General features: G+C 62.9%; 25 protein-coding genes and 1 pseudogene. 18 read left to right on the plus strand and 8 right to left on the minus strand.

The window, feature by feature from the left end; genetic code table 11:
• Positions 1-140: 140 nt before the first annotated feature.
• The 10 genes from AC1IQ6_RS05895 to AC1IQ6_RS05940 are packed head-to-tail and all read left to right on the plus strand — an operon-like array spanning position 141 to position 8,539.
• Positions 141-518, plus strand: a complete 378-nt coding sequence (locus tag AC1IQ6_RS05895) for an integrative conjugative element protein, RAQPRD family (protein ID WP_232886135.1) — start codon at positions 141-143, stop codon at positions 516-518.
• Complete coding sequence (locus AC1IQ6_RS05900; protein ID WP_232886046.1) at positions 515-748, plus strand: TIGR03758 family integrating conjugative element protein; 234 nt, start codon at positions 515-517, stop codon at positions 746-748. The genes AC1IQ6_RS05895 and AC1IQ6_RS05900 overlap by 4 nt, the downstream gene beginning before the upstream one ends.
• A gap of 16 nt (positions 749-764) precedes the next feature.
• Positions 765-1,127 carry a TIGR03745 family integrating conjugative element membrane protein gene (locus AC1IQ6_RS05905; RefSeq protein ID WP_232886044.1) on the plus strand — a complete coding sequence of 121 codons (363 nt, stop codon included), beginning with the start codon at positions 765-767 and terminating at the stop codon, positions 1,125-1,127.
• 10 nt (positions 1,128-1,137) lie between these two features.
• The gene (locus AC1IQ6_RS05910; protein WP_232886042.1) at positions 1,138-1,533 is read left to right on the plus strand and encodes a TIGR03750 family conjugal transfer protein; all 396 of its coding nucleotides are present in this window, start codon (positions 1,138-1,140) and stop codon (positions 1,531-1,533) included.
• Positions 1,533-2,213 carry a PFL_4703 family integrating conjugative element protein gene (locus AC1IQ6_RS05915; protein ID WP_232886040.1) on the plus strand — a complete coding sequence of 227 codons (681 nt, stop codon included), beginning with the start codon at positions 1,533-1,535 and terminating at the stop codon, positions 2,211-2,213. Before AC1IQ6_RS05910 ends, AC1IQ6_RS05915 begins: the two co-directional genes overlap by 1 nt.
• Complete coding sequence (locus AC1IQ6_RS05920) at positions 2,210-3,121, plus strand: TIGR03749 family integrating conjugative element protein (RefSeq protein ID WP_232886038.1); 912 nt, start codon at positions 2,210-2,212, stop codon at positions 3,119-3,121. The genes AC1IQ6_RS05915 and AC1IQ6_RS05920 overlap by 4 nt, the downstream gene beginning before the upstream one ends.
• Positions 3,111-4,514: a TIGR03752 family integrating conjugative element protein gene (locus AC1IQ6_RS05925; protein ID WP_232886036.1), complete on the plus strand. Its 1,404-nt coding sequence runs from the start codon at positions 3,111-3,113 to the stop codon at positions 4,512-4,514. The genes AC1IQ6_RS05920 and AC1IQ6_RS05925 overlap by 11 nt, the downstream gene beginning before the upstream one ends.
• On the plus strand, positions 4,495-4,929 hold the full coding sequence (locus AC1IQ6_RS05930; RefSeq protein WP_232886034.1) for a TIGR03751 family conjugal transfer lipoprotein: 435 nt from the start codon (positions 4,495-4,497) through the stop codon (positions 4,927-4,929). The genes AC1IQ6_RS05925 and AC1IQ6_RS05930 overlap by 20 nt, the downstream gene beginning before the upstream one ends.
• Positions 4,929-7,805 carry a conjugative transfer ATPase gene (locus tag AC1IQ6_RS05935; RefSeq protein ID WP_232886032.1) on the plus strand — a complete coding sequence of 959 codons (2,877 nt, stop codon included), beginning with the start codon at positions 4,929-4,931 and terminating at the stop codon, positions 7,803-7,805. Before AC1IQ6_RS05930 ends, AC1IQ6_RS05935 begins: the two co-directional genes overlap by 1 nt.
• A gap of 14 nt (positions 7,806-7,819) precedes the next feature.
• Complete coding sequence (locus AC1IQ6_RS05940; protein ID WP_232886030.1) at positions 7,820-8,539, plus strand: DsbA family protein; 720 nt, start codon at positions 7,820-7,822, stop codon at positions 8,537-8,539.
• Positions 8,540-8,593: 54 nt separating this feature from the next.
• Here AC1IQ6_RS05940 and AC1IQ6_RS05945 read toward each other — a convergent pair whose 3' ends face one another.
• A complete protein-coding gene (locus AC1IQ6_RS05945; RefSeq protein WP_416147065.1) occupies positions 8,594-8,938 on the minus strand; it encodes an HU family DNA-binding protein in 345 nt (114 codons plus the stop codon).
• Between the two features lie 301 nt (positions 8,939-9,239).
• Here AC1IQ6_RS05945 and AC1IQ6_RS05950 point away from each other — a divergent pair, with 301 nt between their 5' ends.
• The 5 genes from AC1IQ6_RS05950 to AC1IQ6_RS05970 are packed head-to-tail and all read left to right on the plus strand — an operon-like array spanning position 9,240 to position 13,866.
• Complete coding sequence (locus AC1IQ6_RS05950) at positions 9,240-9,662, plus strand: TIGR03757 family integrating conjugative element protein (protein ID WP_232886028.1); 423 nt, start codon at positions 9,240-9,242, stop codon at positions 9,660-9,662.
• Complete coding sequence (locus AC1IQ6_RS05955; RefSeq protein ID WP_232886026.1) at positions 9,659-10,588, plus strand: TIGR03756 family integrating conjugative element protein; 930 nt, start codon at positions 9,659-9,661, stop codon at positions 10,586-10,588. The genes AC1IQ6_RS05950 and AC1IQ6_RS05955 overlap by 4 nt, the downstream gene beginning before the upstream one ends.
• Positions 10,589-10,598: 10 nt before the next feature.
• On the plus strand, positions 10,599-11,996 hold the full coding sequence (locus tag AC1IQ6_RS05960; protein ID WP_232886024.1) for an integrating conjugative element protein: 1,398 nt from the start codon (positions 10,599-10,601) through the stop codon (positions 11,994-11,996).
• Positions 11,993-12,343, plus strand: coding sequence for a hypothetical protein (locus tag AC1IQ6_RS05965; RefSeq protein WP_232886022.1), 351 nt, complete (start codon positions 11,993-11,995; stop codon positions 12,341-12,343). Before AC1IQ6_RS05960 ends, AC1IQ6_RS05965 begins: the two co-directional genes overlap by 4 nt.
• Before the next feature lie 14 nt (positions 12,344-12,357).
• Complete coding sequence (locus AC1IQ6_RS05970; RefSeq protein ID WP_232886020.1) at positions 12,358-13,866, plus strand: conjugal transfer protein TraG N-terminal domain-containing protein; 1,509 nt, start codon at positions 12,358-12,360, stop codon at positions 13,864-13,866.
• Between the two features lie 19 nt (positions 13,867-13,885).
• On the opposite strand, the gene AC1IQ6_RS05975 is transcribed toward AC1IQ6_RS05970, so the two are convergent.
• From AC1IQ6_RS05975 to AC1IQ6_RS05985, 3 genes are read right to left on the minus strand one after another with little or no spacing between them, the layout of a single operon-like run.
• Positions 13,886-14,305, minus strand: a complete 420-nt coding sequence (locus AC1IQ6_RS05975; protein WP_232886018.1) for a VOC family protein — start codon at positions 14,303-14,305, stop codon at positions 13,886-13,888.
• Between the two features lie 13 nt (positions 14,306-14,318).
• Positions 14,319-14,588 (minus strand): hypothetical protein, encoded by a 270-nt coding sequence (locus AC1IQ6_RS05980; protein ID WP_485866018.1) that lies wholly within the window; start codon positions 14,586-14,588, stop codon positions 14,319-14,321.
• A 44-nt stretch (positions 14,589-14,632) separates the two neighbouring features.
• Positions 14,633-15,004, minus strand: coding sequence for a DUF3742 family protein (locus tag AC1IQ6_RS05985; protein ID WP_232886016.1), 372 nt, complete (start codon positions 15,002-15,004; stop codon positions 14,633-14,635).
• Between the two features lie 217 nt (positions 15,005-15,221).
• Between AC1IQ6_RS05985 and AC1IQ6_RS05990 the strand changes: the two genes are divergently transcribed.
• The 3 genes from AC1IQ6_RS05990 to mobH all read left to right on the plus strand — a co-directional run bounded on the left by AC1IQ6_RS05990 (position 15,222) and on the right by mobH (position 18,970).
• On the plus strand, positions 15,222-15,980 hold the full coding sequence (locus AC1IQ6_RS05990; protein WP_269814610.1) for a type IV toxin-antitoxin system AbiEi family antitoxin domain-containing protein: 759 nt from the start codon (positions 15,222-15,224) through the stop codon (positions 15,978-15,980).
• Positions 15,973-16,905, plus strand: coding sequence for a nucleotidyl transferase AbiEii/AbiGii toxin family protein (locus tag AC1IQ6_RS05995; protein WP_232886012.1), 933 nt, complete (start codon positions 15,973-15,975; stop codon positions 16,903-16,905). Before AC1IQ6_RS05990 ends, AC1IQ6_RS05995 begins: the two co-directional genes overlap by 8 nt.
• Before the next feature lie 220 nt (positions 16,906-17,125).
• Positions 17,126-18,970 carry a MobH family relaxase gene (mobH, locus tag AC1IQ6_RS06000; protein WP_232886010.1) on the plus strand — a complete coding sequence of 615 codons (1,845 nt, stop codon included), beginning with the start codon at positions 17,126-17,128 and terminating at the stop codon, positions 18,968-18,970.
• Between the two features lie 69 nt (positions 18,971-19,039).
• On the opposite strand, the gene AC1IQ6_RS06005 is transcribed toward mobH, so the two are convergent.
• The 4 genes and pseudogenes from AC1IQ6_RS06005 to AC1IQ6_RS06020 all read right to left on the minus strand — a co-directional run bounded on the left by AC1IQ6_RS06005 (position 19,040) and on the right by AC1IQ6_RS06020 (position 23,956).
• Positions 19,040-21,829, minus strand: a complete 2,790-nt coding sequence (locus AC1IQ6_RS06005; RefSeq protein WP_269814609.1) for a heavy metal translocating P-type ATPase — start codon at positions 21,827-21,829, stop codon at positions 19,040-19,042.
• A 200-nt stretch (positions 21,830-22,029) separates the two neighbouring features.
• Entirely contained in the window at positions 22,030-22,407 is a 378-nt protein-coding gene (locus tag AC1IQ6_RS06010; RefSeq protein WP_232886008.1) for a MerR family transcriptional regulator, read from the minus strand.
• 93 nt (positions 22,408-22,500) lie between these two features.
• Positions 22,501-23,364, minus strand: a pseudogene (locus tag AC1IQ6_RS06015) (efflux transporter outer membrane subunit); the annotation flags it as partial.
• Positions 23,365-23,560: 196 nt separating this feature from the next.
• Complete coding sequence (locus tag AC1IQ6_RS06020; RefSeq protein ID WP_232886006.1) at positions 23,561-23,956, minus strand: hypothetical protein; 396 nt, start codon at positions 23,954-23,956, stop codon at positions 23,561-23,563.
• Positions 23,957-23,995: the final 39 nt, after the last annotated feature.

The raw sequence follows: 23,995 nt of genomic DNA on the forward strand, positions 1-23,995 counted from the left end.
ACGATCAGCTTGCGCTGTCTGCCTCCGACAGCCTTGCCGACACGTTAATCCGGTTGTCTCGCAGAACCCATTGTTTGCGGTATTGAAGCGCCTGCCTCGCCACGATCTAGCCATTGCTGATCGAACCGAGGAATGGCGCGATGGTGTTTTCGTTTCCACGCTGCTCCGCACATCGCGGTGCAGCCGTCCTGCTGATGACGGCCATGGCAGCGAGCCTGCCACTGACTGCCCATGCCGGCACGCCGGCCCAGCGCCAGGAACTGGCCGCTGCCCTGCGCCAGCTCGACGCGCTGGAGCGCTTCGTCGCACAGAGCGCGGAAAACACCCCGATCACGACCGGCGTGCGCTACCACTTCGACTACCCGAGGCTCCTCGACGACCTCGCGCGTGTACGCGCTGGCATCCAGTTCCATCTCGCGCCATCCCGCGCCCAGCCGCGTGACCCCGCCGTACTGAGCGGCGATTACCGCAACGAGTCCGCTCCGGACGTTCCACCGATGCCGGAGGCCCAGCCATGACCGCCGCGCAGATCAGCGCCTTTCAGGCCAACAGCAGCATCGCGCCCGGCGCGATGGCGACGGTGATTGTCGGCCTCGTGTTCGCCGTGCTGCTGCTGTGGGGCGCCTGGGCCATCCGCACCGCCTACGTCGGTTGGTCGGAGAACCAGCTCAACCAGCGTCAGTTTGTCAGCGTCATCGTGCGTTTTCTCGCGATGTACCTGGTGCTGACGTATTTCCTCCTCTCGTAACCAGAAGGGTCAGACCATGAAAACCGCTCGTTTCCCCCGCATCCGTCTCGCCCAGCGCGCCGCGCTGGCACTGAGCCTCGCCACGCTTCCCGCGCTGTCGTTCGCGCAGGGCCTGCCGCAACTGGAGAACCCGTCGCGAGGCACGGGTGGCGGGATTATGGAGACCATCAGGAACTACGGCTATGACATCGTGCTGCTGGTGGCGCTGCTGGTTGTCGCCAGCATGTTTATCGGTGTGTGTTACCACGCGTATGGCACATACGCGGAGATCCACACTGGCAGGAAAACGTGGGGGCAGTTTGGCTTAAGCGTCGCCATCGGCGCCGTGCTGTTGGTCATCGGCATCTGGCTGCTGACGGAAGCCACCGGGATTCTCTGAGGGCGTGCCAATGTCCGAATTTCAGCACATCCGGGCGGACGGCACGGTGGCGTTTCTCCCGCACCGGCTCAATCGGCACCCAGTGGTCGTGCGCGGCCTGACGGCGGATGAGCTATGGGTCTGCTGTGGACTGTCCGGCGCAGTCGGATTGCTGGCCGGTACGCCGCTGGCCTGGCTGCTCTCGACCGTCGCGATCGTGCCTACCTTCATCGTGTTGGGTGTCGCCTTCGGCGTGTTCGTCGGAGGCGGCATCCTGCGCCGGCAGAAACGAGGCAAGCCTGACACCTGGTTGTATCGTCAATTGCAGTGGCGCATCGCGAGTCGCTATCCGCCGCTCGCCGGCTGGGTCGGTGGGCATGTGCTGATCACGCGTTCGGGTCGCTGGTCGAACCGGAGGGCAGCGTGATGAGCCGCTTCCGCAATGAAGTCGCTCACCTGCAGGCGCACATCAAGACCTTGCGCCTGGGCGCTGGCGCGTTGCTGCTGATCGCGCTGGTGATGGGTGGCGGCTGGTGGAGCGCACCCCGCGACCTGACCATCCACGTGCCCCCCGATCTGCGCTCGGGCAGCACCCGGCCCTGGTGGGACGTGCCGCCAGAAAGCGTGTACGCCTTCACCTTTTACGTCTGGCAGCAACTGCACCGCTGGCCCACCAATGGCGAAGAGGACTACGCGCGCAATCTGCATGCGCTCTCGCCGTACTTCACGCCGGCCTGCCGCGCCTTTCTGCAGGCCGACTTCGACTACCGCCGCAGTACAGGCGAGCTGCGTCAGCGGGTGCGTGGCGTATATGAGATCCCCGGGCGTGGCTACGGCGATAACCCGACTGCGCGGGTGCGTACGGTCTCCGAGCGTAACTGGGTCGTGACGCTCGATCTCAGTGCGGACGAGTACCACGGGCCGGAACAGGTCAAGCGCGCACTGGTGCGCTATCCGATCAAGGTGGTGCGATCGGATGTCGATCCGGCGCGCAATCCCTTTGGTCTTGCCTTGGACTGCTACGACGGTGCGCCCCAGCGCATCGCGGCGCCCACGCCCGAAGCCCCGGCCCGAGGCGGTCTGGGCCAGCAAGGAGAATCCCCATGAAGACCTGCCTTCTCATCTGGCTGGGCACGCTGGCCTGTGCTTGGGTGCCCATGGCCCATGCAGTGGAGATCATGCGCTGGGAGCGTTTGCCGCTGCCTGTGCCCTTGCAGGTTGGCCATGAGCGCATCGTGTTCGTGGACCGCAACGTGCGCGTCGGCGTGCCGGCGAGTGTGGGTGACCGGCTGCGGGTACAGAGTGCCGGCGGTGCGATCTATCTGCGCGCCAACGAACCTATCGAACCCACGCGGCTGCAACTACAGGATGCTGACAGTGGCGCGCTGATCCTGCTGGACATCGCCGCCGAGCCGGTTCAGGACGGCGAGCGGTCGCTGGAGCCGGTGCGCATTGTCGAAGGCAACGCCACACCGCAGCGCTACGGTCAGACGCAGGCTCAGGAACCCGGTGCCGCTACACCATCACCGGATCAAGTTCGTCGGCCTCGGCGCGAAACCCCGGTGGCGGTGGTGCTGACGCGCTATGCGGCCCAGAGCCTGTACGCGCCGCTGCGTACAGTGGAGCCCGTACCAGGCGTCATGCGCGTGAACCTGCGCCGCGACCTGCCGCTGGACACCTTGCTGCCGACACTGCCGGTGCATGCCGTGGCGCTGGCGGCATGGCGGCTGGAGGATCAGTGGGTCACCGCCGTGCGGCTGACCCATACCGGCAACGGCTGGATCGATCTCGATCCACGCGCACTGCAGGGCGACTTCCTTACAGCCACCTTCCAGCACCCGGCGCTCGGCCCCCGCGGCACGCCGGAGGACACCACGGTGGTCTATCTGGTCACGCGCGGTCGCGGTCTGCCCCAGTCGCTGCTGCCGGCGATCCATCGCTTCGACCCGGCTGCGCATCTGCCGCAGCCGCAAGCCGAAGCCGCGGACAGCAAGGAGGCCCACCATGCGCAGTAACGGACTCCTGAAATGGCTGGTGCTGCCAGTCGCCGTGCTGGTGCTGTTCTTTGGCATCCGGCTGTTCTCTGGCGGCAGCGACCAGGCCCGCCCCATGACCGATGCCGACCCGCAGCTCACTGCTGAGGAAATGCAGGCGCTCGGCATCGAAGGCGATACGCCCCGCGATACGGTCGCCACCTTGGTAGCGCAAGTGCGGCAGTTGCGCACCGAATTACAGACGGCGACGGCGGACAATCGTACCCAGCGCGAGGAGAATCAGCGCCTGCGTCAGCGCGAAAGCGCCATTGATCAGCGTATCCAGTCTGCGCTGGAATCCGAACGTAGCCAGTTGCGCCGTGATCAGGAGCAGTTGGCCGGCGAGCGCCGGCAGACCGAGGGTCTGTTGCAGGATCTGCAACGCAGGTTGGAGAACATCGGTAGCGGCAGCCATGCCGACCTGCCGGTCGGACTGGGTCTGCGCGAAGGCGACGGCGATGGCTTCGCGGGCGAAGGTGGCATCCGCTGGGTGGAGCCGGACGATGCGAGGCAGACCGACGGGCGTGCAGGCACGAGCCTGAGCTTTCCCACCAGTTTCGGGCCAGCGCAGAAGACGCTGGAGGCCACTGCCGAACACGTGGCCAATGCCGGTGCCAAGGCTGCGGGCGTCAAGTCTGCCCAAGCGGTCTATACCGTACCGACCAACTCCACCCTGATGGGCTCGGTTGCGATGACCGCGCTGATTGGCCGCGTGCCCGTCGATGGCACCGTCAACGACCCGTTCCCGTTCAAAATCCTCGTCGGGGAGGACAACCTGACCGCAAACGGCATTGATATCCCCGATGTCGCCGGTGCGGTGTTCAGCGGCACCGCCAGCGGTGACTGGACCCTGTCGTGCGTCAGGGGGCAGGTTCGCTCGATCACGTTCGTCTTTCATGACGGCACCGTGCGCACAATTCCCGAGGACAGCGAGCGCAGCAACCAGCAGAACAGCCAGCAGGACGGCCTGGGATGGATCAGTGACCCTTACGGCATTCCCTGCGTCTCGGGCCAGCGCCGCAGCAATGCGCAGCAGTATCTCGGCACCCAGGCATTGATCACTGCCGCAGGCGCGGGCGTCGCTTCGCTGATCGATTCCGACAGTGGCCAAATGTCCTACGTCGGTGCCGATGGCTCGATCGGCACGGTCGGCATCAGCACCAATGAGGCGGTCGGACGCATCCTCGCTGGCGGCGTGCAGGACATGTCGCAGTGGGTGAACCGCCTCTACGGGCAGGCCTTCGCGGCGGTGTATGTCCAGCCCGGTGCCAAGGTGGCCGTTCACCTCGAAAAGCCCCTTCACATCGACTACGAGCCCGAAGGCCGCCGCGTCGACCATCGCGCAGGAGAAGCCCATGCACTCGATCTGGATTAAGCCGCTGCTGCTGGTTGCGGTCGCGACGGCGCTGGCCGGATGCGCTACCAGCAAGGAGGAACTGATGCCGCATGGTGGCCGCACCATGCAGGACATCTGGCACCAGCAGGCCGGCGATGGCGGCAGCGGCCAGGTCGCCCGCCGCCAGCTGCTCGATGCGCGCCAGAGTCTGCGCCGGCCATTGACGCAGGCCGATGTGCAGGCCGCGCCCGCCGAGCAGATGCGCTACACGCGCACGGCTGCGAATGAGGTCTACCGCCAGTTCCCACGGCTCCCCAATCCGGATCTGGTCATGTATGTCTTCCCCCATCTTGCCGGCACAGACCCCGTGCCGGTGCCCGGTTACAGCACGGTGTTTCCGCTGTACCAGCGGGTGCAATACGCGATGCCCGGCGAACGCACGGAGGCGTACTGATGGCCTGGACACTGCCCTGGCGTCGGCGCACGCCTGACGATACCGTGCCGACCGAAGACCGGCAGGATGGCTGGGCACGCCATGTGCGCGTACTACGCGAGGCTGGTATTCCCGAGCCCGGTGCGGCGGTCGCGCACGAGCGTCCAGCCACGGTGGCCGACGAGCAGGCGTTGTACGACGTGGCACCGTCGTTCGTCGCGCTGCTGCCGTGGGTCGAGTACCTGCCGGACTCGCAGTGCATGCTGCTTGACGATGGTGTCTCGGTTGGCGCCTTCTTCGAGTTGACACCGCTGGGCACAGAGGGCCGTGAGCCCGCCTGGCTGGCACAAGCGCGCGACGCGTTGGAAAACGCCCTGCAGGATAGCTTCGACGAACTTGATGCGAATCCATGGGTATTGCAGCTTTACGCCCAGGACGAGCCCAACTTCGACCAGTATCTGGACACACTGCGCAGCTACGTTCAGCCGCGTGCCGAGGGTAGTCGCTTCACCGAGTTCTACCTGGCCTCGTTCGCCCATCACCTGCGCGCCGTCTCGAAGTCAGGCGGATTGTTCGAGGACAGCGTGGTGACGCGCCTGCCGTGGCGCGGCCAGAGCAGGCGTGTGCGCATGGTGGTCTATCGCCGCACCGCAGGCCAGCCCGGCCGTCGCGGGCAGACGCCCGAGCAGGCGCTGAACGTCGTGTGCGACCGCCTGATCGGCGGCCTGGCCAATGCCGGCATTCAGACGCGCAGGATGGGAGCGCCGCAGATCCACGACTGGCTGCTGCGCTGGTTCAACCCCAGGCCTACCATGCTCGGGCCAACGGCACAGGATCGCGAACGCTTCTACCGGCTGGCGGCCTATCCGGAGGCGTCGGAGCCCGACGAGATCGAGTTGGCCAGCGGCACGGATTTCTCGCAGCGGTTGTTCTTCGGCCAGCCACGCTCGGATGCCGAGTCGGGGCTGTGGTACTTCGATGGTCTGCCACACCGGGTCATGGTCACTGACCGCCTGCGCACGCCGCCGGCCACGGGCCATCTCACCGGCGAAACGCGCAAGGGCGACGCGATCAACACGCTGTTCGATCAGTTGCCCGAGGGCACCGTGATGTGCCTGACGATGGTCGCCACGCCACAGGATGTGCTGGAGGCACATCTCAACCACCTAGCGAAAAAGTCAGTGGGCGAGACGCTGGCGTCCGAACAGGCATTGCGGGACGTGCAGGAAGCACGTTCGCTGATCGGCAGCGCCCACAAGCTCTATCGCGGCTCGCTCGCGTTCTACTTGTCCGGCGACAACGAGGACGAGCTGGACCGGCGCGGCTTGCAGCTTGCCAATGTGATGCTCAACGCCGGGCTGCAACCGGTTCGCGAAGAGGACGAAGTTGCCCCGCTCAACACCTATCTGCGCTGGCTGCCTTGCGTCTACAACCCCGGCACCGACCGCAAGCAGTGGTACACGCAACTGATGTTCGCCCAGCACGCGGCCAATCTGTCACCGGCCTGGGGGCGCAGCCAGGGTACGGGCCGGCCCGGCATCACGCTGTTCAACCGTGGCGGCGGCGTCATCACGTTCGATCCGTTCAACAGGCTGGACAGGCAGATGAATGCCCACCTGTTCCTGTTCGGCCCGACCGGCAGCGGCAAATCGGCCACGCTCAACAACATCCTCAACCAGGTCGCCGCGATCTATCGCCCGAGGATGTTCATCGTCGAAGCCGGAAACTCGTTCGGCCTGCTGGCTGATTTCGCCGCGCGGCTGGGCCTGACGGTGAATCGGGTCAAGCTCGCACCCGGCTCGGGAGTGAGCCTCGCGCCGTTTGCCGATGCCCGCCGGCTGATCGAAACGCCCAGCGACGTACAGACCTTGGACGCCGATGCGCTGGACGACGAACAGCCCGACGATCCCGCCGATACCGATACAGACGAACAGCGCGACGTGCTGGGCGAGCTGGAGATCACCGCGCGCCTGATGATCACCGGGGGCGAAGATAAAGAAGAAGCGCGGATGACCCGCGCCGACCGCAGTTTGATCCGGCAGTGCATTCTCGATGCCGCACGCCAGTGCGTCGTGGCGGATCGTGATGTGCTCACGCGCGATGTGCGCGATGCGTTGCGCGAGCGCGGCCACGATACGACGTTGCCAGATACCCGGCGCACGCGCCTGCTGGAGATGGCCGACGCCATGGACATCTTCACGCAGGGCTCGGACGGCGAAATGTTCGACCGCCCGGGTACGCCCTGGCCAGAGGTCGACATCACGGTCGTCGATCTCGCCACATATGCCAGGGAGGGCTACAACGCCCAGCTCTCTATCGCCTACATCTCGCTCATCAACACAGTCAACAACATCGCCGAACGCGACCAGTTTCTGGGTCGACCGATCCTGAATGTGACAGATGAAGGACATATCGTGACCCGCAATCCATTGCTTGCTCCCTACATTGTCAAAATTACAAAAATGTGGAGAAAAATTGGGGCCTGGTACTGGCTAGCTACACAGAATATCGATGATTTGCCCAAGGCTGCGGAGCCAATGCTCAATATGATTGAATTCTGGTTATGTTTGTCCATGCCCCCGGACGAGGTGGAAAAAATCGCTCGTTTCCGCGAGCTGTCACCCGCACAGAAGGCGCTGATGCTTTCGGCCAGAAAGGAAACCGGTAAGTTCAGCGAAGGCGTCATTCTTTCCAAAAGCCTGGAACTGCTGTTCAGGGCCGTGCCGCCGAGTCTCTACCTGGCCTTGGCCCAAACCGAGCCTGAGGAAAAAGCCGAGCGATACCGGCTCATGCAGCAGTTCGGCGTCAACGAGCTGGAGGCAGCGCTCAAGGTGTCCGAGGACATTGACCGCGCACGCGGCATCGAGCCGTTGCCCTACGCCGATCTGTTTTCCTGACAGTCGAGCACGCCATGCCTGTCCATCGCTCAACGAACCCACCATCGTCCGTACACCGTCGGCGCCGCCTGCGCTTACTGGTGTGTGCAGGTGGCGTGCTCGGGCTGTTGTTGTTCGCACTGCTCGCTGTGGTGCTGCGCGAGAACTCCGACGGCGCGGCAGTTCCGGTCGTCCAGCACCACGCGGACGGCCCGCCGTGGCGTCACGGCCAATCCAATGCCCGTTTTGTGCTGACCCTCTACGCAGACCTGGAGTGTCCGTTCTGCAAGGACTACTACCCGAGCCTGAAGACCTGGATCGACCAGCAGGCTGACGTCAGCCTGCAATGGCAGCACCTACCGCTGCCGGCGCACGAGCCAGCCGCGTCGGCGCTGGCGCGTGTCGCCGAGTGCGCGGGCGAGATTGGTGGGAACAGGGCGTTCTTCGATGCAGTTGGCTGGCTGTATCAGCACACGAGCAGCAGCGGCCAGGGGCTGCCCGATGGCGTGCGCTATCCAGGCCTCACGCCGGACATCGAGCAGTGCCTGGCAAGTGAGCAGCCCGACGCGGTAATTCGCGCGCAGGCCGCGGAGGCGATGAGTAGCGGCGTGACAGCCACACCATCGGTTCGGCTGCACGATCAACAGACAGGCCGGGCCTTCGTGCTGCAAGGACCGGTTGCGGGTGATTCCTTGTTATCCGCCATGGACATGCTGGCGTCCGACGCAGTGCTTCAAAATGCGGATGGCCCCTGATGGGGCCATCCTGATACTGCCAGCCGAGCGGCGATTACAACCTTGCCCGCTCTGTCACTTCTTTTTCGTCGGGGTTTTCGGGGCAGACTTAGCCGCTGCTTTTTCTGCTTTGCGCTTGGCCGCCTTGGGATCGACAGCGGCTTTGAAGGCGGAGCCAGGCACGAACTTGGGCGTCTTCTGCGCAGCGATCTTGATCTTTTCCCCCGTCGCCGGGTTGATGCCGGTGCGCGCAGTGCGACCTACCTGTTTGAAGGTGCCAAAACCGATCAACGTCACGCTGTCGCCTTTCTTCACGGCATTGACGATGGTGCTGGTCACTGTGTCCAGAATACGGCCGGCCTCGGCCTTGGACACGCCATGTTCGGTGGCGATTGTTTCAACGAATTGGGTGCGGTTCAACTTGGAGTACTCCTTGCTTGTCATTGTCTGGGCTGGTCAGGCGCAGGCAAGGTTTCAGGATCGCCGCCGCACGGCCAGAAATTCGAAGTGTAGAGCGAACTGCCCTTGGTTTCTCGGCAACGCCATGTGGTCTCCTTTATCTGCTGGTTCAGGTGAAAGAGCGTGCGTAGGAAATTGGTGACGGGTGTAGCGCTTCACCTCATCCGAAAAACGGGGATTGCCACAGTGCGCATTGTTCGTGGTGCGTATCTTCTCGATGGGTTCGACTACCGGGGTGAGTTCACTCCGAGACGCGAAGCCCATGTATGCCTTTCTTGCCCCCCTTGGCCGGACGTTGGCCCTGTCGGCGCTGCTGCTCGCCGGCAACGTCGCCGCAGCAGAAATCTGGATCGTGACGGACACCCGCCATCCGGTGGCTGGTGCCCAGGCGGCGGATCGCGTCATCCAGCTCGATGCGGCGCAGACCATTGAGGCGGACCTGTCAGCCGGATTGCCGACCGATCCGCAACAGGCCGCGGCGCTTATTCAGCGACGCCTGAACGATGGGGGGCGTGGGCTGCAACAGCGCATCCGTGAGGCTTACCAAGGCGTGGCCGATGCCTGGAGCCTGGGAATCACCAGTATTCCGGCGGTGATCGTCGATCAGCGATACGTCGTGTACGGGGTAAACAACCTTGACCAGGCGCTGGCCCGCATCGAGCGGCAGCGGGGGGCGCAGCCATGATTTCCCGTCGCCTGCGGCTCGGTGCCGCCGCCGCGTTGCTGTGCAGCGCCACGTCGAGTTTTGCCCTCAACACGGCCACCATCATCGCCTCGACCCTGTCGCCAGATTGCCTGGAGTACCGCGTCGTAGGTATTTGCTACTGGCTTTCCTGCGGATTGGGAGGTTGCCGGGTTCGTACGTCCATCAAAGTCAAGCACTACATACCTGACGCCGTGGTGTCGAGCTACTCGAATACTGGGCAGAACCCATGGATCGAAGTGCGGCTGATGAGTCCGCCTAATCCTTCGGCTCAGGCCGGAGGTGACGGCACGACCAACGAGGCGCATGAGAACAATCTGGCCCGTTTTAAGAACGCGGACGTCATCGGTCATCCGGGCGGCCAGGTGTTTGGCGAGTTTGCCTCGGCGTCCGGCTATACCTGCGAGGGGGCCGGTACCGCGTTCATGCCGTATTTGTTGTCCACTCTGGACACACTGGCCTGGCGCTACAACGTCCCGGAGGCGGTGTATCCCGAGTCACTGATTCCCGGCATGCGTGAAGTCGGCACTCGGTCCGGTCTCAACCTCTGGGGCAACGTCTATCCGAGGGGTGGATTCCTACACCAGACCGACGACTACCAAGCCGGCGCAGTCGTCGCACAGCGGGCCGGCGACGTCGTGACCCGTCGTGGCCAGCTGCATGTGTACCAGCCACTGTTGGCGAACGCACGCGACGGCTACTGGCCGGCTGGCCCATTGATCGAAAGCGATGCCAGCACGGGCAAGTGGCAGCGGCTGACGCCGCGCCTTTCCAACACCTGCACAGTGTTTCCCCATGCCGGACAACTGCCTCAAGCGCAACAGGGTGATTTCGCCTGGGCGCTGTGGCGCCCCTACAGCTGCTGCCAGCGCCGCGGACAGGTGTTCCTTGGCAGCGTGGATTTCTGAGGATCTCGCCATGAAGCAACCCAAGCTGACGACACCGCGCAACCGTCTGGCACACGTCTGGCGTCCTGGTGTGCTGGCCTGCGCCCTTGCCGTTGCCAGTGGGCTGGCGCTCGCCCAGAGCGGCGGTTTCCAGACCAGCGGCAACGTGATCGGAGACGAGGTCATGTATTCGATCGGTGGTGGCAATGCCGTCTCGATGAGCGGCGCAGCCGGCATGCGCTCCCTCGGCGTTGGAGTCGGGTGGAACAGCAACCTCGTATGCGGCGACATGAGCATCAGCACCACCATCCAGAACCAGCTCAACGGGCTGACGAATGGGTTTCAAAGCATCATGAGCAACGTGATTCAGAGCGCGACCAGCGCCGTTGCGTCGCTCCCCGCACTGATTATTCAGAGGGCGGACCCTGGGCTCTATAACCTGCTGACCAATGGCGTGCTCCAGGCAAGATTGGATTTCGATCGCTCCAAATTGACCTGCCGGTCGATGGCGGAACGCATGGCCGACATGGCGGGCGGCCAGCTCGGTTGGAGCCAGATGGCCGAAGGCATGGCGCTGCGCGATGCCGTGTCGAGCACGGATGCGGTGTCGGCGATCGAGCAGGCCGAGACGCGCCGGGGCAACGATGGAGTGCCGTGGGTCGGTGGCAGCAACGCTGGCGGCGCCGGCCAGCCGTCGATCAAGGTAGTGGGCGACGTGACGCGCGCGGGCTACAACTTGGTGAACGGGCGTAGTGCGACCGATACGTCCGCCATCGATCAGGCGAGCTGCAACAGTCTGGCCTGCCAGACCTGGGCCTCGCCGCAGGAAGCGGTCGAGTGGGCCACCCGGGTGCTGGGCGAACAGGAGCAGCGTACCTGCGATGCGTGCTCAAAGACTGAGACGGTTCCCGGCGTGGGTCTGACGCCCCTTATTCAGGAAGAGTACGACACCAAACTGCAGACGCTGCAGGAGCTGATCAGTGGCGCGCGTAACACCACGTTCGAGAACCTGCGCGAGGCCGGCAGCGCATCGCTGCCGATCACCCGCGGCGTCATTGAGGCGCTCCGCGATGAGCCGGATCAGCACGTGCTGGCGCAACGTCTGGCTTCGGAAGTGGCCTTGGCGTCCGTGTTGGAGAAGGCTCTGCTGCTGCAGCGCACCTTGCTGACCGGGCGCAAGGAGCCGAACGTCGCCGCCAACCAGTTGGCGACCGCCGCCGTCGATCAGGAAAGCGACTCGCTGGACCGGGAAATCTCCAACCTCAAGACGGAGCTTGAACTGCGCCGCACGCTCGCCAACAACTCGCCCATGGCGATCATCCAGCGCCATGGAACCAGGGCCGCGGGCTCTAGGGGGATCTACGAGGGTGACCCCGTGCCGGATCGCCTCGACCAGCTACAGCGGGTCAATCCGGGGAGCACGCCATGAACTTGCTCCGGCTCTGGCCGCGCTGGCTGTTCAACCGCAAGGCCGGGAAGAAGGTGTTATGGACGGCGCTGCTGCTGATGGCAGCCGTGGCTGTCAACATCGTGGGCATCCACTACCTCGGCAGCGTTGTCGGCTGGGAGCGCTGGCTTGCCGAGACCTCCGGCTACTTCCTGCTGTGGAGGTTGTGCCTTTATGGGGCTACGGGTTATGGCTGGGTATGGATGCGTAGGCGCTTGCTGTCACGCGAGCCCGGGAGGGAAGGCAGGCGTCGACTCTTGCGTGCGGAAGTCGCGGGTGTGGCGGGAATCGCCGTGCTTGAAGCGAGTCTGCTGATGCAGGCGACATAGCGGGAGGGCGGCACATGACGCTATTCACGACAGACTATCTTGAGTATTACCTCACCCTGTTGGGGTGGATCATCCACAACGGGATCTGGGCAGTGCTCGTCTCCAGCGGTGTGTTCGCCATCCCGTTCGTGGCGATGATCATCCAGGAATGGCTCCGGGCACGCTCCGAAGGCGCGGATGAGGGCAATAAAGGCGCGTTGTCTTCGGTGCGCATCGAGAACCGTGTTTGGGTGGCGATCGTCGTGGTGATGTTTGCGGGCGCGCCTTTCATCGACGTCGACCTCAACACCATCAAATATGACCGGGCGCGCTCGGCGCAATGCCAGGTGAACGTGCCCGAGCCTAGCGCAACCGGGTGGTCGCAGTCGTTCAGCACGCTCAACAATCAGAGCGCGCGCGTGCCGGTGTGGTGGGCGTTCATGCACACACTTTCCCGTGCGATCACCGGAGCCTCAGTCGCCGCCATCCCGTGCGGAACCGACCTGCGGCAGATCCGCATGGAGATCAATGCCACGCGCATTGACGACCCGCTTCTCGCACAGGAGGTCGCGGATTTCACCCACGATTGCTACGGCCCGGCGCGGGCCAAATTGTTCATGAACCGCCCGGCTCTGGACGAGGCGCAGATGCACGACGTCAGCTGGATCGGCTCGCGCTTCTTCCTCGACAACACCGGCTACTACGACACTTACCGTGCCACGACGCCGCGCGACGGGTGGGCCTACGACAGTAACCGGGACGCCGGCCTGGCACAGGTGCCAAGCGGTGCCGGCTATCCCACATGCAGGCAGTGGTGGACCGACAGCGGCAACGGCCTGCGCGCCCGTCTGCTGGCTCAGGTCGAGCCCAGCTTGCTCAACCGCTTGGCCGGTTGGGCCGGTTTCCTCAGCCGAACCGAAGTGGATGATTCAGTGATCCGCGCCATTGCTTCGCCGCGCCAGCAGAAACTCAACCGAGGCAGTGTCTACACGGATTACGGCGGGCAAATCGACAAAACGCTCCATAACGTCATCAATCGGGGCGCCAGTGACGTCGGGATGTCGGTCGGCGGGCTTGCCTACTTCCCCGCGATGGACGTCGTGCGCCAAGCCTTGCCCATGGTGTTGTCGTTCCTGAAAATGGCGTTGGTGATCTGCATTCCGATCGTATTGCTGATTGGCACCTACGACCTGAAGACCGTTATCACCATCAGCGCAGTTCAGTTCGCGCTGTTCTTCACCGATTTTTGGCTGCAGTTGGCCCGCTGGATCGACAGCACGATCCTTGATGCGCTTTACGGCTGGGGGTTCGGATGGAATCGCCCGCACACCAACTTCGACCCCCTCGTCGGGCTCAACAACACGTTTGGGGACATGCTGCTTAATTTCGTGATGGGAGCGATGTTCCTGGTGCTGCCGACGTTCTGGGTCGCTGCCTTGGGGTGGGCTGGTGTGAAGGCAGGCGTGGTCGCGCAGAATCTGGCGACGGGCTCCAAGGATGCGAAGGACAGCACGTCTTCGGGGGTCAGCAAGGTGACTCGGTGATGCAGGACCTTGAGTTGCATCACTCTCCAGGCTCATGGAGCCACGGCGCATAGCTCAGGCCGATCAGTACACCTTCGGGACTCATGAATCGTGCGACGGTCTGCCCCCAAGGTTCGCTCCTGGCGTCATGAATCATTTGTTGACCCTTGCCTCCCAGTTCCTGAACCGCCGCAGCGACCGCAGCTTCATCAGCCAACTCGAACTCGATGGTCGCAGTTGGCTCCGGTATGTGCTCTGGCCATTCATCCTGGCCAAAACAAGACTGAGCTGCCATTGAAAGAGGCCAGACGCCAAAGTGGTTAGCCCCGGGAAACCTGTCCATGAACAGATAGGTTTCCTGCGCTTCCAATGGCAGCCCAAGCACGTCGCGATAGAGCGATGAACTTGCAGATGGTACTTTCGTTATGGCAGCAAATCCGGCAATGCACTTGATGTCCATAGACGCTCCTCTTCTAACCCTCAAAGGGCTCATTCGTACGAGGTGCTTTCGGGGCTTGCTTATCCAGAGACTCGCGGTACTTGATACACCCTCGCATGAAATGTGGCCACTCTGGCACGGCTATTTGAGGATCGACTTTCTCTGGCAAGAGCGCCCAAAGCGCCGGGTGATGCCAGCACAGATCATGGCCGGTAGTGTCACGATGCGCACGGATGCCTTGCCGCAGTTTGATGACTTCTGCGACAAGCTGTTCCCGGGTCATCTCTTGCAGATCAGTGTCCATCGATTCTTCTCATGCCTAACTGAGCCAGTTGCTCGGCCATGTCGTTAGCCGTCATATGGATTGTTGGGATCGTGCGGATCGAGGCGGTGCCCATCCGACGAGTACAGACCGAAACCCGCCTCGCCGTGGCGCAGTTCCGTGCCCGGTTGCGAGAAGTCGTCGCTGCTTTGGCTGAAGCCACGCGCCACGAGCAGCAGGCACGCCAGCAGCAGCGCCAGCCAGAAGGCCGTATAGAGCAGTGCTCCCAGCACAGCAAGCTTGACGATCCATACCAGCGCGGTCGCCGCACCGCTCGGCATGCCGGCGGATGCCAGCCACGCGACCACCTGCCGCTCGCGACGCACATAGCCCTGCCAGCCACGACCGAGCCAGTGGCCGAAGCGCTCTGCGGTACTGCTACGGGGTCTTGTGTTCATGGTCGTCACCTGCTTGTCTGCCTTACATGGTTGCTCCAGTGTGCGCCGGTGGCCACCATCGGGCGGCCAGCAATACGGCATGCCTGCTACAGGATTTCGACCAACTCATGCCGTCATTGATTAGATTTATACACCAAATTAAACTATGAGGCTAATTTTCAAGCATTGTTCTGTGCAGGTCATGGCGATAGATTAGATTGTGTCGTATATTTAAACCATGAGTGGAAATACACGACATCAGGTAATCAAGCGGCTGCTGACGGAGCTTCCCCGTGGGGCGCCGTTCGATCTCGCCATGCTCGAATCCTACGGCGTGTCGCCCCAGTTGGCAGCCCGCTACGCGGAGAGCGGCTGGCTGGTGCGCCTGGCGCATGGCGTCTATGCCTTCCCGAATGATGACTTCGACGTCAGCGGTGCTCTGCGGTTCCTGCAGGAGAAGGTCGCCGGCCTACATGTGGGGGGCAAGAGCGCCCTGGCGCTGCAGGGGGTGCGACACAACCTGGCTTCCCGGGAGGCCATGGTGCTTTGGGGCGATGCCCGCTTTGCGCTGCCGGCCTGGTTCACTCAGCGGTTCCCGGCGCGGTACGTCAACGCCAGACTGTTCGACTGGCCTGACGATACGCTCGCCGGCAAGACTCTGCATACGCCACCGGGGCAGGCGACAGGACTGCGCGTGGCGGTGCCGGAGCGTGCGGTTTTGGAACTGCTCTACGAGACCGGCACCCGGGAAAGCCTCGAAGAGGCCCGCAACCTGTTCGACGGCCTGCGACCGCCGCGCAAGGACGTACTCGGACGCCTGCTGGCCTGCTGCACCAGCGTCAAGACCGTGCGCCTGTTCCTGACTTGGGCGCGAGAGACTGACGTCGTCGACGTGGATGCCCTGCTGCAGCAGTACCCGGCACACACCGGCAGCAAAAAGCGCTGGATGAGCCGTCTCGATGACGGCACCTTGCTGAGCCTGAACCCGTATGGATAAACACTACGCCGATACCGTCCGCCTGCTGCTGAACGTCGCTCCCGACGTGTTCGACAACGACATCTTCGCCATGAAGGGCGGCACCGCCATCAACCTGTTCCTGCGGGACATGCCCCGCCTGTCCGTGGACATCGACGTGGTCTACCTGCCTTGGCAGACGCCGCGAGACGAGGCCTTGCAGGCCATCAACCAGGAGCTGGCCGCCATCGCGCAGCGCGTCGAACCTCTCGGCGTGCAGACACGCCTGATCCGCAGCAAGGATCTCGGAGACACCAAGCTGATCGCGGAGAACGAGAGCAGCCAGGTGAAGGTCGAGGTCAATGTGGTGTTTCGCGGCACCGTGCTACCCGCCACACGCAGTCCGCTGAGCGCCCGAACCAGCGATCTGTTCGGCGTCGAGTTCGAGGTGCCGACCCTGGCCCCGGACGAGCTCTATGCCAGTAAGCTGGTTGCCGCCCTGGATCGCCAACATCCCCGAGATCTGTTCGACGTCTGGCAGTTGTTCGAGAGCGGTGGCCTGACCGATGCGATGGTCGAGTGCTTCGTGGTCTATCTGGCGGGACACAATCGCCCCACCCACGAAGTGCTGTTCGGCAACGACAAGGACATCGCTGGCGAGTACGAGCGCGCCTTCGTCGGCATGACCGAGGTGGATTGTCCACTGGAGACCTTGCTCGATACCCGCGTCCGGTTGCGCCATGAACTGCCGCGACGGCTGAGTGAAGCCCACCGGCAGTTCCTGAGCGGACTGACGCGCGCACAACCGGACTGGTCTCTGCTGCAATGTCCGCATGCCGACCAATTGCCGGCGCTGCGCTGGAAGCTCGCCAACCTGAGCACCTTCCAGAAACGCCGCCCCAAAGACTTCGCCGCGCAGGCCGATTCCCTTGACGCAGGTCTAGCCGCAGTACCCACCGGCGGCTGAGCCACGTCACCCAACATCGCAACAAAAAGGACTGCCCCGACATCCGTTTCTTTGTCGTCTGACATCCGATTCCCGCCTATACGTAAAGGCTTTGAACAAGGGTAAAGGGTCGAAAGGGGGCAAAGGAACGGGCAGAAGGGTGAAAGGCCCTACCTGGAAAGAGAGAGCCTCTACCTGAAAAAGGAAAAGGCTCGGCCCCGCCCCATTTCAGGTCATGGCGATGCTCTCTCTATTCCAACGAAAAAGGCCGCCATTGCCAGAACCGGCACCGGCCACACTTCCGAAAGGGCTGATGCGGCCCGAGTCGGCCGCATCACTGCTGGCGACTCCACGCCGGCAGAAGCTGATGGAACATATATGGCAACGCACGTCGCTTTCGCGCCGCCAGTTCGCCACCCTGTACCGTGCGCCGCTTGAACGCTATGCCGAGCTGGTCCAGGGCTTCCCTGCCTCCGAGGCTCATCACCACGCCTACCCGGGCGGCATGCTCGACCACGGCCTAGAAATCGTCGCCTATAGCCTGAAGCTGCGGCAGTCCCACCTGCTGCCCATCGGCGCTACCCCCGAGGACCAAGCCGCGCAGTCCGAAGCCTGGACCGCCGCCATCGCTTACGCAGCGCTGCTCCATGACATCGGCAAGGTGGCCGTCGATCTCCACGTCGAGTTGGCCGACGGCAGCACCTGGCACCCATGGCACGGCCCCCTGCGCCAGCCCTATCGATTCCGCTACAACTCCGACCGCGAATACCGTCTGCATAGTGCCGCAACAGCCTTGCTCTACCGGCAACTGCTCGACAGCGATCTCTTGGACTGGCTCAGTGGGTATCCGTCCCTATGGGCGCCGCTGCTTTACGTCCTGGCAGGGCAGTACGAGCACGCTGGGGTGCTGGGCGAGCTGGTCGTGCAGGCCGACCGCGCTTCTGTGGCCCAGGAGCTGGGCGGCGATCCCGCGCGCGCCATGAGCGCGCCCAAGCACACGCTGCAACGCAAGCTGGTCAACGGGCTGCGCTTCCTGCTCAAGGAAGAACTGAAACTGAATCAGCCCGAAGCCTCCGATGGCTGGCTTACCGAGGATGCGCTGTGGCTGGTGAGTAAGACGGTATCGGACAAGTTGCGCGCGCACCTACTGTCCCAAGGGGTCGATGGCATCCCCGCGAACAACACCGCAGTGTTCAACGTGCTCCAGGACCACGGCATGCTCCAGCCGACGCCCGACGGCAAAGCGATCTGGCGTGCGACCGTGACGAGTTCCACTGGCTGGTCTCACGCGTTCACCCTGTTGCGGCTAGTACCGGCGCTGATCTGGGAGTCTGGCGAGCGGCCAGCGCCGTTCGCTGGGACGGTGGCGATCGACACGGCCCCCGCGGGCAAGGAGGCCGAAGCGCCGCTCCCCCTTCCCATGGCTGATGCGAAGGCCACCCCGGCAAGCCAAGAGGCCCCGCCTTGGGAAGAAGTTGGTAGCAGCGCTTCGGCTCCTTCGCCCAAGCCTCATGCCACGCCCGATGTCCTGGAGGACATGCTGATGATGGTGGGAATGAACGATTCGCCAGTCACTACGCAGGGGGCGGATGCCGTTTCGGGTGAGGAGCCTGCCGTGCGCTCTGCAGCGCCGGCACCAACCTTGGCCGCAGTGCCGCCTTCATCACCTACGCCTAAGCTCGCGCCCTCGGCGGCGCAGCCATCCGGCGAGCATTTCATGGCATGGCTGCAACAGGGCATTGCCTCGCGCCGGCTCATCATCAACGACGCAAAGGCGCTGGTGCATACCGTGAGCGATACCGCCTATTTGGTCAGCCCCGGCGTGTTCCAGCGGTATGCGCAGGAGCACCCTCAGGTAGGCATGCTGGCCAAGCAGGACAATCAACCGGATTGGCAATGGGTGCAGAAGCGCTTCGAGCGACTGCAACTGCATCGCAAGCAACCCAACGGCTTGAACATCTGGACCTGCGAAGTGACAGGGCCTCGAAAGTCACGGCGATTGCATGGCTATTTATTGATGGAGCCTTCACGCTTATTTGTCGACCTTCCACCTAATAACCCTTACTTAAAGATGGCGGGCGAATAAGGCGGCTAACAGAAAGGAGACCAAGGGCACAAACAGGCCCTGGTCTCCCGAAGTCTCTAAGCCGTAGTATTAGCGGCTAGTTGCCGGGATCATTCTAGGCGAGGTCATACCTCCATCGCTTCCGTCGCTACCAGGGGCAGCGGCCCCCTTGAAGCGAAGCAACCGCAGTGCATTGAGCGTCACCAGTGCTGTAGCACCAGTATCGGCCAGCACGGCAACCCACAGACCGGTTACGCCCAAAACAGTCGTGACCAGGAATAGTCCCTTCAGCCCGAGCGCGAAAACCACGTTCTGATGGATGTTGGCCATGGTCGCCCGGGACAGCGCCACCAGGTGGGCCACGTCTACCACCCGGCTCTTGAGCAGCGCCGCATCGGCCGTTTCGATCGCGACATCGGTGCCGCCGCCCATGGCGATACCGACATCAGCCGTAGCCAGGGCTGGGGCATCGTTGATGCCATCGCCTACCATGGCAACCTTGCCGCTGCGCTTCATGTCGTCGATCAGACGCAACTTGTCTTGCGGCAGAAGCTCCGCTTCGCATTCCATGTCCAGGGCGCCGGCGATCGCCTGCCCTGTGCGACGGTTGTCACCCGTGAGCATGACGGATCGGATGCCCATGGCTTTGAGCCGTGCGATGCCTTCGCGGGCATCGCGCCTAGGCTCATCACGCAGCGCGACCAGTCCCAACACCTGGCGCGACTGTTCGTTGAGCAGAACCGACACCGTCTTGCCGCCTTGTTGCAGAGCTTCGATCTCGGCGAGCTGCTCTGGCAACAGTGCTGCCGCCTGGGCTGCGTGCGAGGGCGATGCGACTGCCAGACGCTGATCGCCAACGGTTGCGTGTACGGCCTTGCCCGCTGTGGCAGAGGCGTTTTCAGCGGCCGGAATGACCAGATCGGTATTCTCGGCGTGGGACACAATGGCCTTGGCCAGAGGATGGTTCGAGCCCATCTCGACGCTGGCTGCAAGCGCCAGAACCCGGTCTTCACCGCCCTCGGCGAAGGCCACGACATCCGTGACGCGAGGTTTGCCCTCTGTCAAAGTGCCAGTCTTGTCGAAGGCGATGGTGCGTGCGCGGCCGATGGTTTCCAACGCATTGCCGCCTTTGATCAGCAGCCCGCGCCGTGTGCCGACCGCCAGGCCCGACGCGATAGCCGCAGGCGTGGAGAGCACCAGGGCGCAGGGGCACGCGATCAGCAGCAGCGCCAAGCCGCGATACAGCCAGGTTGCCCAATCGCCACCCATGGCCATGGGCGGAACCAGCACGATCAAGGCAGCGATGGCCATAACCGCCGGGGTGTAGTAGCGGCTGAACTGCTCGATGAAGCGCGCAGTGGGCGATTTGGCGGCTTGTGCCTGCTCGACCAACTGGATAATGCGCGCGATGGTGTTGTCGGCGGCAGCCTTTTCCACGCGGATCTGGAGGGTGCCATCGACGTTGATGGAGCCTGCATACACGCTTTCGCCGGCGGCTTTGGCTTTCGGGACGGACTCCCCTGTGACGGGAGACTCATCAAGGCTCGACATCCCTTCCAGGATGATGCCGTCGGCCGGTACCCGGTCGCCCGGACGGACCAATACGCGATCATCCACGCTGAGCGACGCTGCTGGCACCTCGCGCTGGCGGCCTTGCGCATCGAGCAGCACAGCGGTCTTCGGCACCAGCGCAGCCAACGCCTTGATGCCTGCACGTGCGCGGCCTGCTGCGACGCTTTCGAGCAGTTCACCGACGGAGAACAGGAAGACGACGGCGGCTGCTTCCTCTGATTCACCAATAAACAGTGCGCCGATGGCAGCCACCGACATCAGCATCTCGATCGAGAACGGGGAACCGGACTGTGCCAGTGCAAATGCCTTGCGCGCGAACGGAAACACACCTGCGATCACTGCAGCCGCAAACACCCAGTCTCCATAGCCGGGAACGAGATAGGCAATAGCGTATGCTGCGGTCATCAATATGCCCAGGCCAACGACGTGTTTGCCTTTCCTGGTCTGCCACCAGCGTGGGCTGTCGGTCACTGCGGAATGTTGTGCCGATATGGCCGAGGCGTCATCCGCCGCTTGAACACCGGAAACGCCGAAACCGAGGCTTTTGACGATTTTCTCGATGTCGGCTGGCTGTGTGGTCGAGCCCGGTGCCAGCGTCAGGCCCAGGGTTTCCGCAGTGAAGTTGACATGAACATTGGAAACACCCGGCGTGCGTGCCAGCGCGGTTTCGATCTTTCCAACGCAGCTTGCACAGTCCATGCCTTCCACACGCATGGTCACATTGGGCGGGGTGCTCGGAGCCGATCGCGAGGTGGCCGATGCTTCATGCGCATGATGCGAGTCGCAGGCGCCGTGATCGTGATGGTGGTCATGCGCATGAGCATGCCCGCCGTGGCTGTCGTGATGCCCGCTGCAGTCATGGTCATGGCCATGACCATGATTGTGGCCGTGGCCTGTACAACCGTCTGTTGCCTGCGCGTGTGCATGATCGCCATCGTGATGATGAGCAGCCCCGTGTGCATGGTCATCATGGTCGGAACAGCAGCCATGCGCATGTGCGTGCACCGCATCGTCGGCTTTGGCGCCAGCCTGAGGGGCCGCAGGGACCTCGGCGGCAGGAAGCGCCTCGACCTCAAAGCCGAGCGCACGAATCTTTTTCGCAATAGCCGACGCAGTTGTCTTGCTCCCGGTATCCCGCGTCAACGAAAGCGTTTCGCTCGTGAAGTTGACGGTGACGTCCGACAGGCCTGCCAGACGTGCCAATGCGGTTTCGATCTTGCCTACGCAGCTCGCGCAGTCCATTCCACCCACACGGAAGGTCAGGCGCTCGGTAGAGGCGACTCCGTGCTCTGTTGTATTCAAAGACATAACGATCTCCTGACTCCCCCGCGTAGCCGGTGCGCGGGCTTGGGCCTTCAATTAGTACAGCTACATATAAATGATAGCACACATGAAGATGTGTTCATGTATATGGCAAAAATTTTGGATTGAAATCCACAGGTGATGTGTTTTGTCCACACTCCTACATCCAGCGCGACGTGGCGACATGTCAACATCGGGCAGCAGTGTTACTGCTTCTGCTTTTCGTCGAGCGCTGCTGTGGCAACAGGGGGTATGCGCCGCTGTGCGATCAGATAGGCTTTCAACCCGCTTAGCTGGTCGATGCGTTGTTCTATCTTCAGAATGTGCTCCTGAAGAACCTGTTCCATATGGCCTGGCATGACGGTTTGGCTATCGGTCCAGACCAGGAGCTGGCGAATCTCGTCCAGACTGATATCCAGCGCCCGGTAGCTGCGGATCAGGTGTAGCCGTTCGACGTGCTCCTGCCCGTATCGCCGGTAGTTGTTGCGGGATCGATCGGGACGTGGAAGCAGCCCCTGTGCCTCGTAGAAGCGGATGCTCTCGATGGTGGTGCGTGCCACTTTGGCAAGCTCGCTGATTCTCATGCTTTCCTCCATGCACATGACGTGCCTTATCGCCGGTGCGTGTTCGATCTTCTGGACCTTCCGAATCGGGCGTTATCCGGATGTGTGGGAAGGCTATTCCGCTGTAGCGCCGGATTGCTCCGTATATTCCTTCCAGCCTCCTCCCAGTGCCTTGTAAAGGCCAATGAGATTGCTGAGCCGGGTCAGACGCGTGCGCACCAGCACCTGTTGTGAGTCATAGAGCACGCGCTGCGAATCCAGTACCGCGAGGCTGTCATCCATACCTTCCTGGAATCGCTGTTCTGCCAGTGCATGGGCCCTCTGGCTGGCCTGGACCAGTTGCTGCTCATACGCGATTTGCTCGTCAAGCGTGCGCTTACCAGCCAACCCGTCCGATACCTCCGCAAAGGCTGTCTGAATGGCCTTCTCGTAGTTCGCGATCTCGATGCGCTTCTGCACCTGAGCGACATCCAGGTTGGCCCGCAATGCTCCGCCCTGGAAGATCGGCAAGGTGATCTGCGGCATGAAGCTCCAGGTTCCGGCCCCGGATTCGAACAAGCCGTCCAGTTCGGCGCTCGCCGTTCCGACAGAACCGGTCAAACGGATGGTTGGAAAGAACGCAGCACGAGCCGCGCCGATGTTCGCATTGGTTCCGCGCAGCGTATGCTCGGCGGCACGCACATCAGGGCGACGCGCCAGCAGTTCGGAGGGCAGGCCGGCGGGCAGGTCCTTGGGCACAATGCCGTCGGGCAAGGTACTTGCCTCATCCAATCGGCGTGACAGTTCTGCGGTAAGCGGCTGTCCCAGCAAGAGCACCAACGCATTGCGATCCCTGGCAGCCTGGCGGGCATAGGCTGTGTGGCTGGCCTGGGCGGTGCGCAATGAAATGGCCGCCCGCTGCAGATCGAGCTGCGTGGCACTGCCGGCCTCTACCAGTTGTTCCGTCAATTCATACGAACGCTGCTGCGCGCTCATCGTGTGATTGGCCATCCACATCGCCGAAGACCACAGTGACGAGTAGCCGCAGGAGCCCGCACCGATGACAATGACATCGAAGTCATTGTCCCTGCGCAATCTCCTGAGGTGGTTCAGACGCCAAGTCTGACAACGCTGACATGGCTGGAGAATCGGGCCGGCGACACATGGCCGCTTGTCCCAAAATGGCCGTGCACCTTTATGGCAGGACGAATCGAACGCTGTTGACTTTATCCCCACGCTCGACTTGAACAACGGCTTTCGCGCCCTTTGCCGCGAAAGCGCCCCTGCTTTCCAGGCGGCTGCCGTCGGCAGTAGGTGACAGTTGCACTTCCTGTTTCTGCGCGCCTGCGAGCAACACGAGCTTGGCCTTGGCATCGCTGACATTGACCTCCTTGCCATGGTCGCGCAGATAGAGTTGGACGAGTGCGGGCTGAACAAGAAGTTCGTAGTCCATGTCGCTGGCTTCGACGACCACGCCGGCGTGGCGAGGCGTGTGATCGTGTTCATGGTCGTGGTCATCGGCGGCAAAAGCGGTCGCAGACGCCATGGTCAGGGCAATGCCAGCCAGCACTGAGCGTTTGAAAAGTTGCATGGATAAACCTTCTGGGGTGGTGGAAAGTATCGGAAAGGG

This window comes from Achromobacter sp. MUI-25009338, from assembly GCF_057359325.1.

Excerpts from the sequence above, each read along its gene's own strand:
- AC1IQ6_RS06005 (WP_269814609.1), bottom strand. The coding sequence starts at position 21,829 with ATGTCTTTGAATACAACAGAGCACGGAGTCGCCTCTACCGAGCGCCTG.
- AC1IQ6_RS05910 (WP_232886042.1), top strand. The coding sequence starts at position 1,138 with ATGTCCGAATTTCAGCACATCCGGGCGGACGGCACGGTGGCGTTTCTC.
- AC1IQ6_RS05900 (WP_232886046.1), top strand. The coding sequence starts at position 515 with ATGACCGCCGCGCAGATCAGCGCCTTTCAGGCCAACAGCAGCATCGCG.
- AC1IQ6_RS05940 (WP_232886030.1), top strand. The coding sequence starts at position 7,820 with ATGCCTGTCCATCGCTCAACGAACCCACCATCGTCCGTACACCGTCGG.
- AC1IQ6_RS06010 (WP_232886008.1), bottom strand. The coding sequence starts at position 22,407 with ATGAGAATCAGCGAGCTTGCCAAAGTGGCACGCACCACCATCGAGAGC.
- AC1IQ6_RS05930 (WP_232886034.1), top strand. The coding sequence starts at position 4,495 with ATGCACTCGATCTGGATTAAGCCGCTGCTGCTGGTTGCGGTCGCGACG.
- AC1IQ6_RS05920 (WP_232886038.1), top strand. The coding sequence starts at position 2,210 with ATGAAGACCTGCCTTCTCATCTGGCTGGGCACGCTGGCCTGTGCTTGG.
- AC1IQ6_RS05990 (WP_269814610.1), top strand. The coding sequence starts at position 15,222 with ATGAGTGGAAATACACGACATCAGGTAATCAAGCGGCTGCTGACGGAG.
- AC1IQ6_RS05985 (WP_232886016.1), bottom strand. The coding sequence starts at position 15,004 with ATGAACACAAGACCCCGTAGCAGTACCGCAGAGCGCTTCGGCCACTGG.
- AC1IQ6_RS05995 (WP_232886012.1), top strand. The coding sequence starts at position 15,973 with ATGGATAAACACTACGCCGATACCGTCCGCCTGCTGCTGAACGTCGCT.
- AC1IQ6_RS05980 (WP_485866018.1), bottom strand. The coding sequence starts at position 14,588 with ATGGACACTGATCTGCAAGAGATGACCCGGGAACAGCTTGTCGCAGAA.
- AC1IQ6_RS05905 (WP_232886044.1), top strand. The coding sequence starts at position 765 with ATGAAAACCGCTCGTTTCCCCCGCATCCGTCTCGCCCAGCGCGCCGCG.
- AC1IQ6_RS05935 (WP_232886032.1), top strand. The coding sequence starts at position 4,929 with ATGGCCTGGACACTGCCCTGGCGTCGGCGCACGCCTGACGATACCGTG.
- AC1IQ6_RS05955 (WP_232886026.1), top strand. The coding sequence starts at position 9,659 with ATGATTTCCCGTCGCCTGCGGCTCGGTGCCGCCGCCGCGTTGCTGTGC.
- AC1IQ6_RS05895 (WP_232886135.1), top strand. The coding sequence starts at position 141 with ATGGTGTTTTCGTTTCCACGCTGCTCCGCACATCGCGGTGCAGCCGTC.
- AC1IQ6_RS05925 (WP_232886036.1), top strand. The coding sequence starts at position 3,111 with ATGCGCAGTAACGGACTCCTGAAATGGCTGGTGCTGCCAGTCGCCGTG.
- AC1IQ6_RS06020 (WP_232886006.1), bottom strand. The coding sequence starts at position 23,956 with ATGCAACTTTTCAAACGCTCAGTGCTGGCTGGCATTGCCCTGACCATG.
- AC1IQ6_RS05970 (WP_232886020.1), top strand. The coding sequence starts at position 12,358 with ATGACGCTATTCACGACAGACTATCTTGAGTATTACCTCACCCTGTTG.
- AC1IQ6_RS05960 (WP_232886024.1), top strand. The coding sequence starts at position 10,599 with ATGAAGCAACCCAAGCTGACGACACCGCGCAACCGTCTGGCACACGTC.
- AC1IQ6_RS05950 (WP_232886028.1), top strand. The coding sequence starts at position 9,240 with ATGTATGCCTTTCTTGCCCCCCTTGGCCGGACGTTGGCCCTGTCGGCG.
- AC1IQ6_RS05965 (WP_232886022.1), top strand. The coding sequence starts at position 11,993 with ATGAACTTGCTCCGGCTCTGGCCGCGCTGGCTGTTCAACCGCAAGGCC.
- AC1IQ6_RS05915 (WP_232886040.1), top strand. The coding sequence starts at position 1,533 with ATGAGCCGCTTCCGCAATGAAGTCGCTCACCTGCAGGCGCACATCAAG.
- AC1IQ6_RS05975 (WP_232886018.1), bottom strand. The coding sequence starts at position 14,305 with ATGGACATCAAGTGCATTGCCGGATTTGCTGCCATAACGAAAGTACCA.
- mobH (WP_232886010.1), top strand. The coding sequence starts at position 17,126 with ATGCTCTCTCTATTCCAACGAAAAAGGCCGCCATTGCCAGAACCGGCA.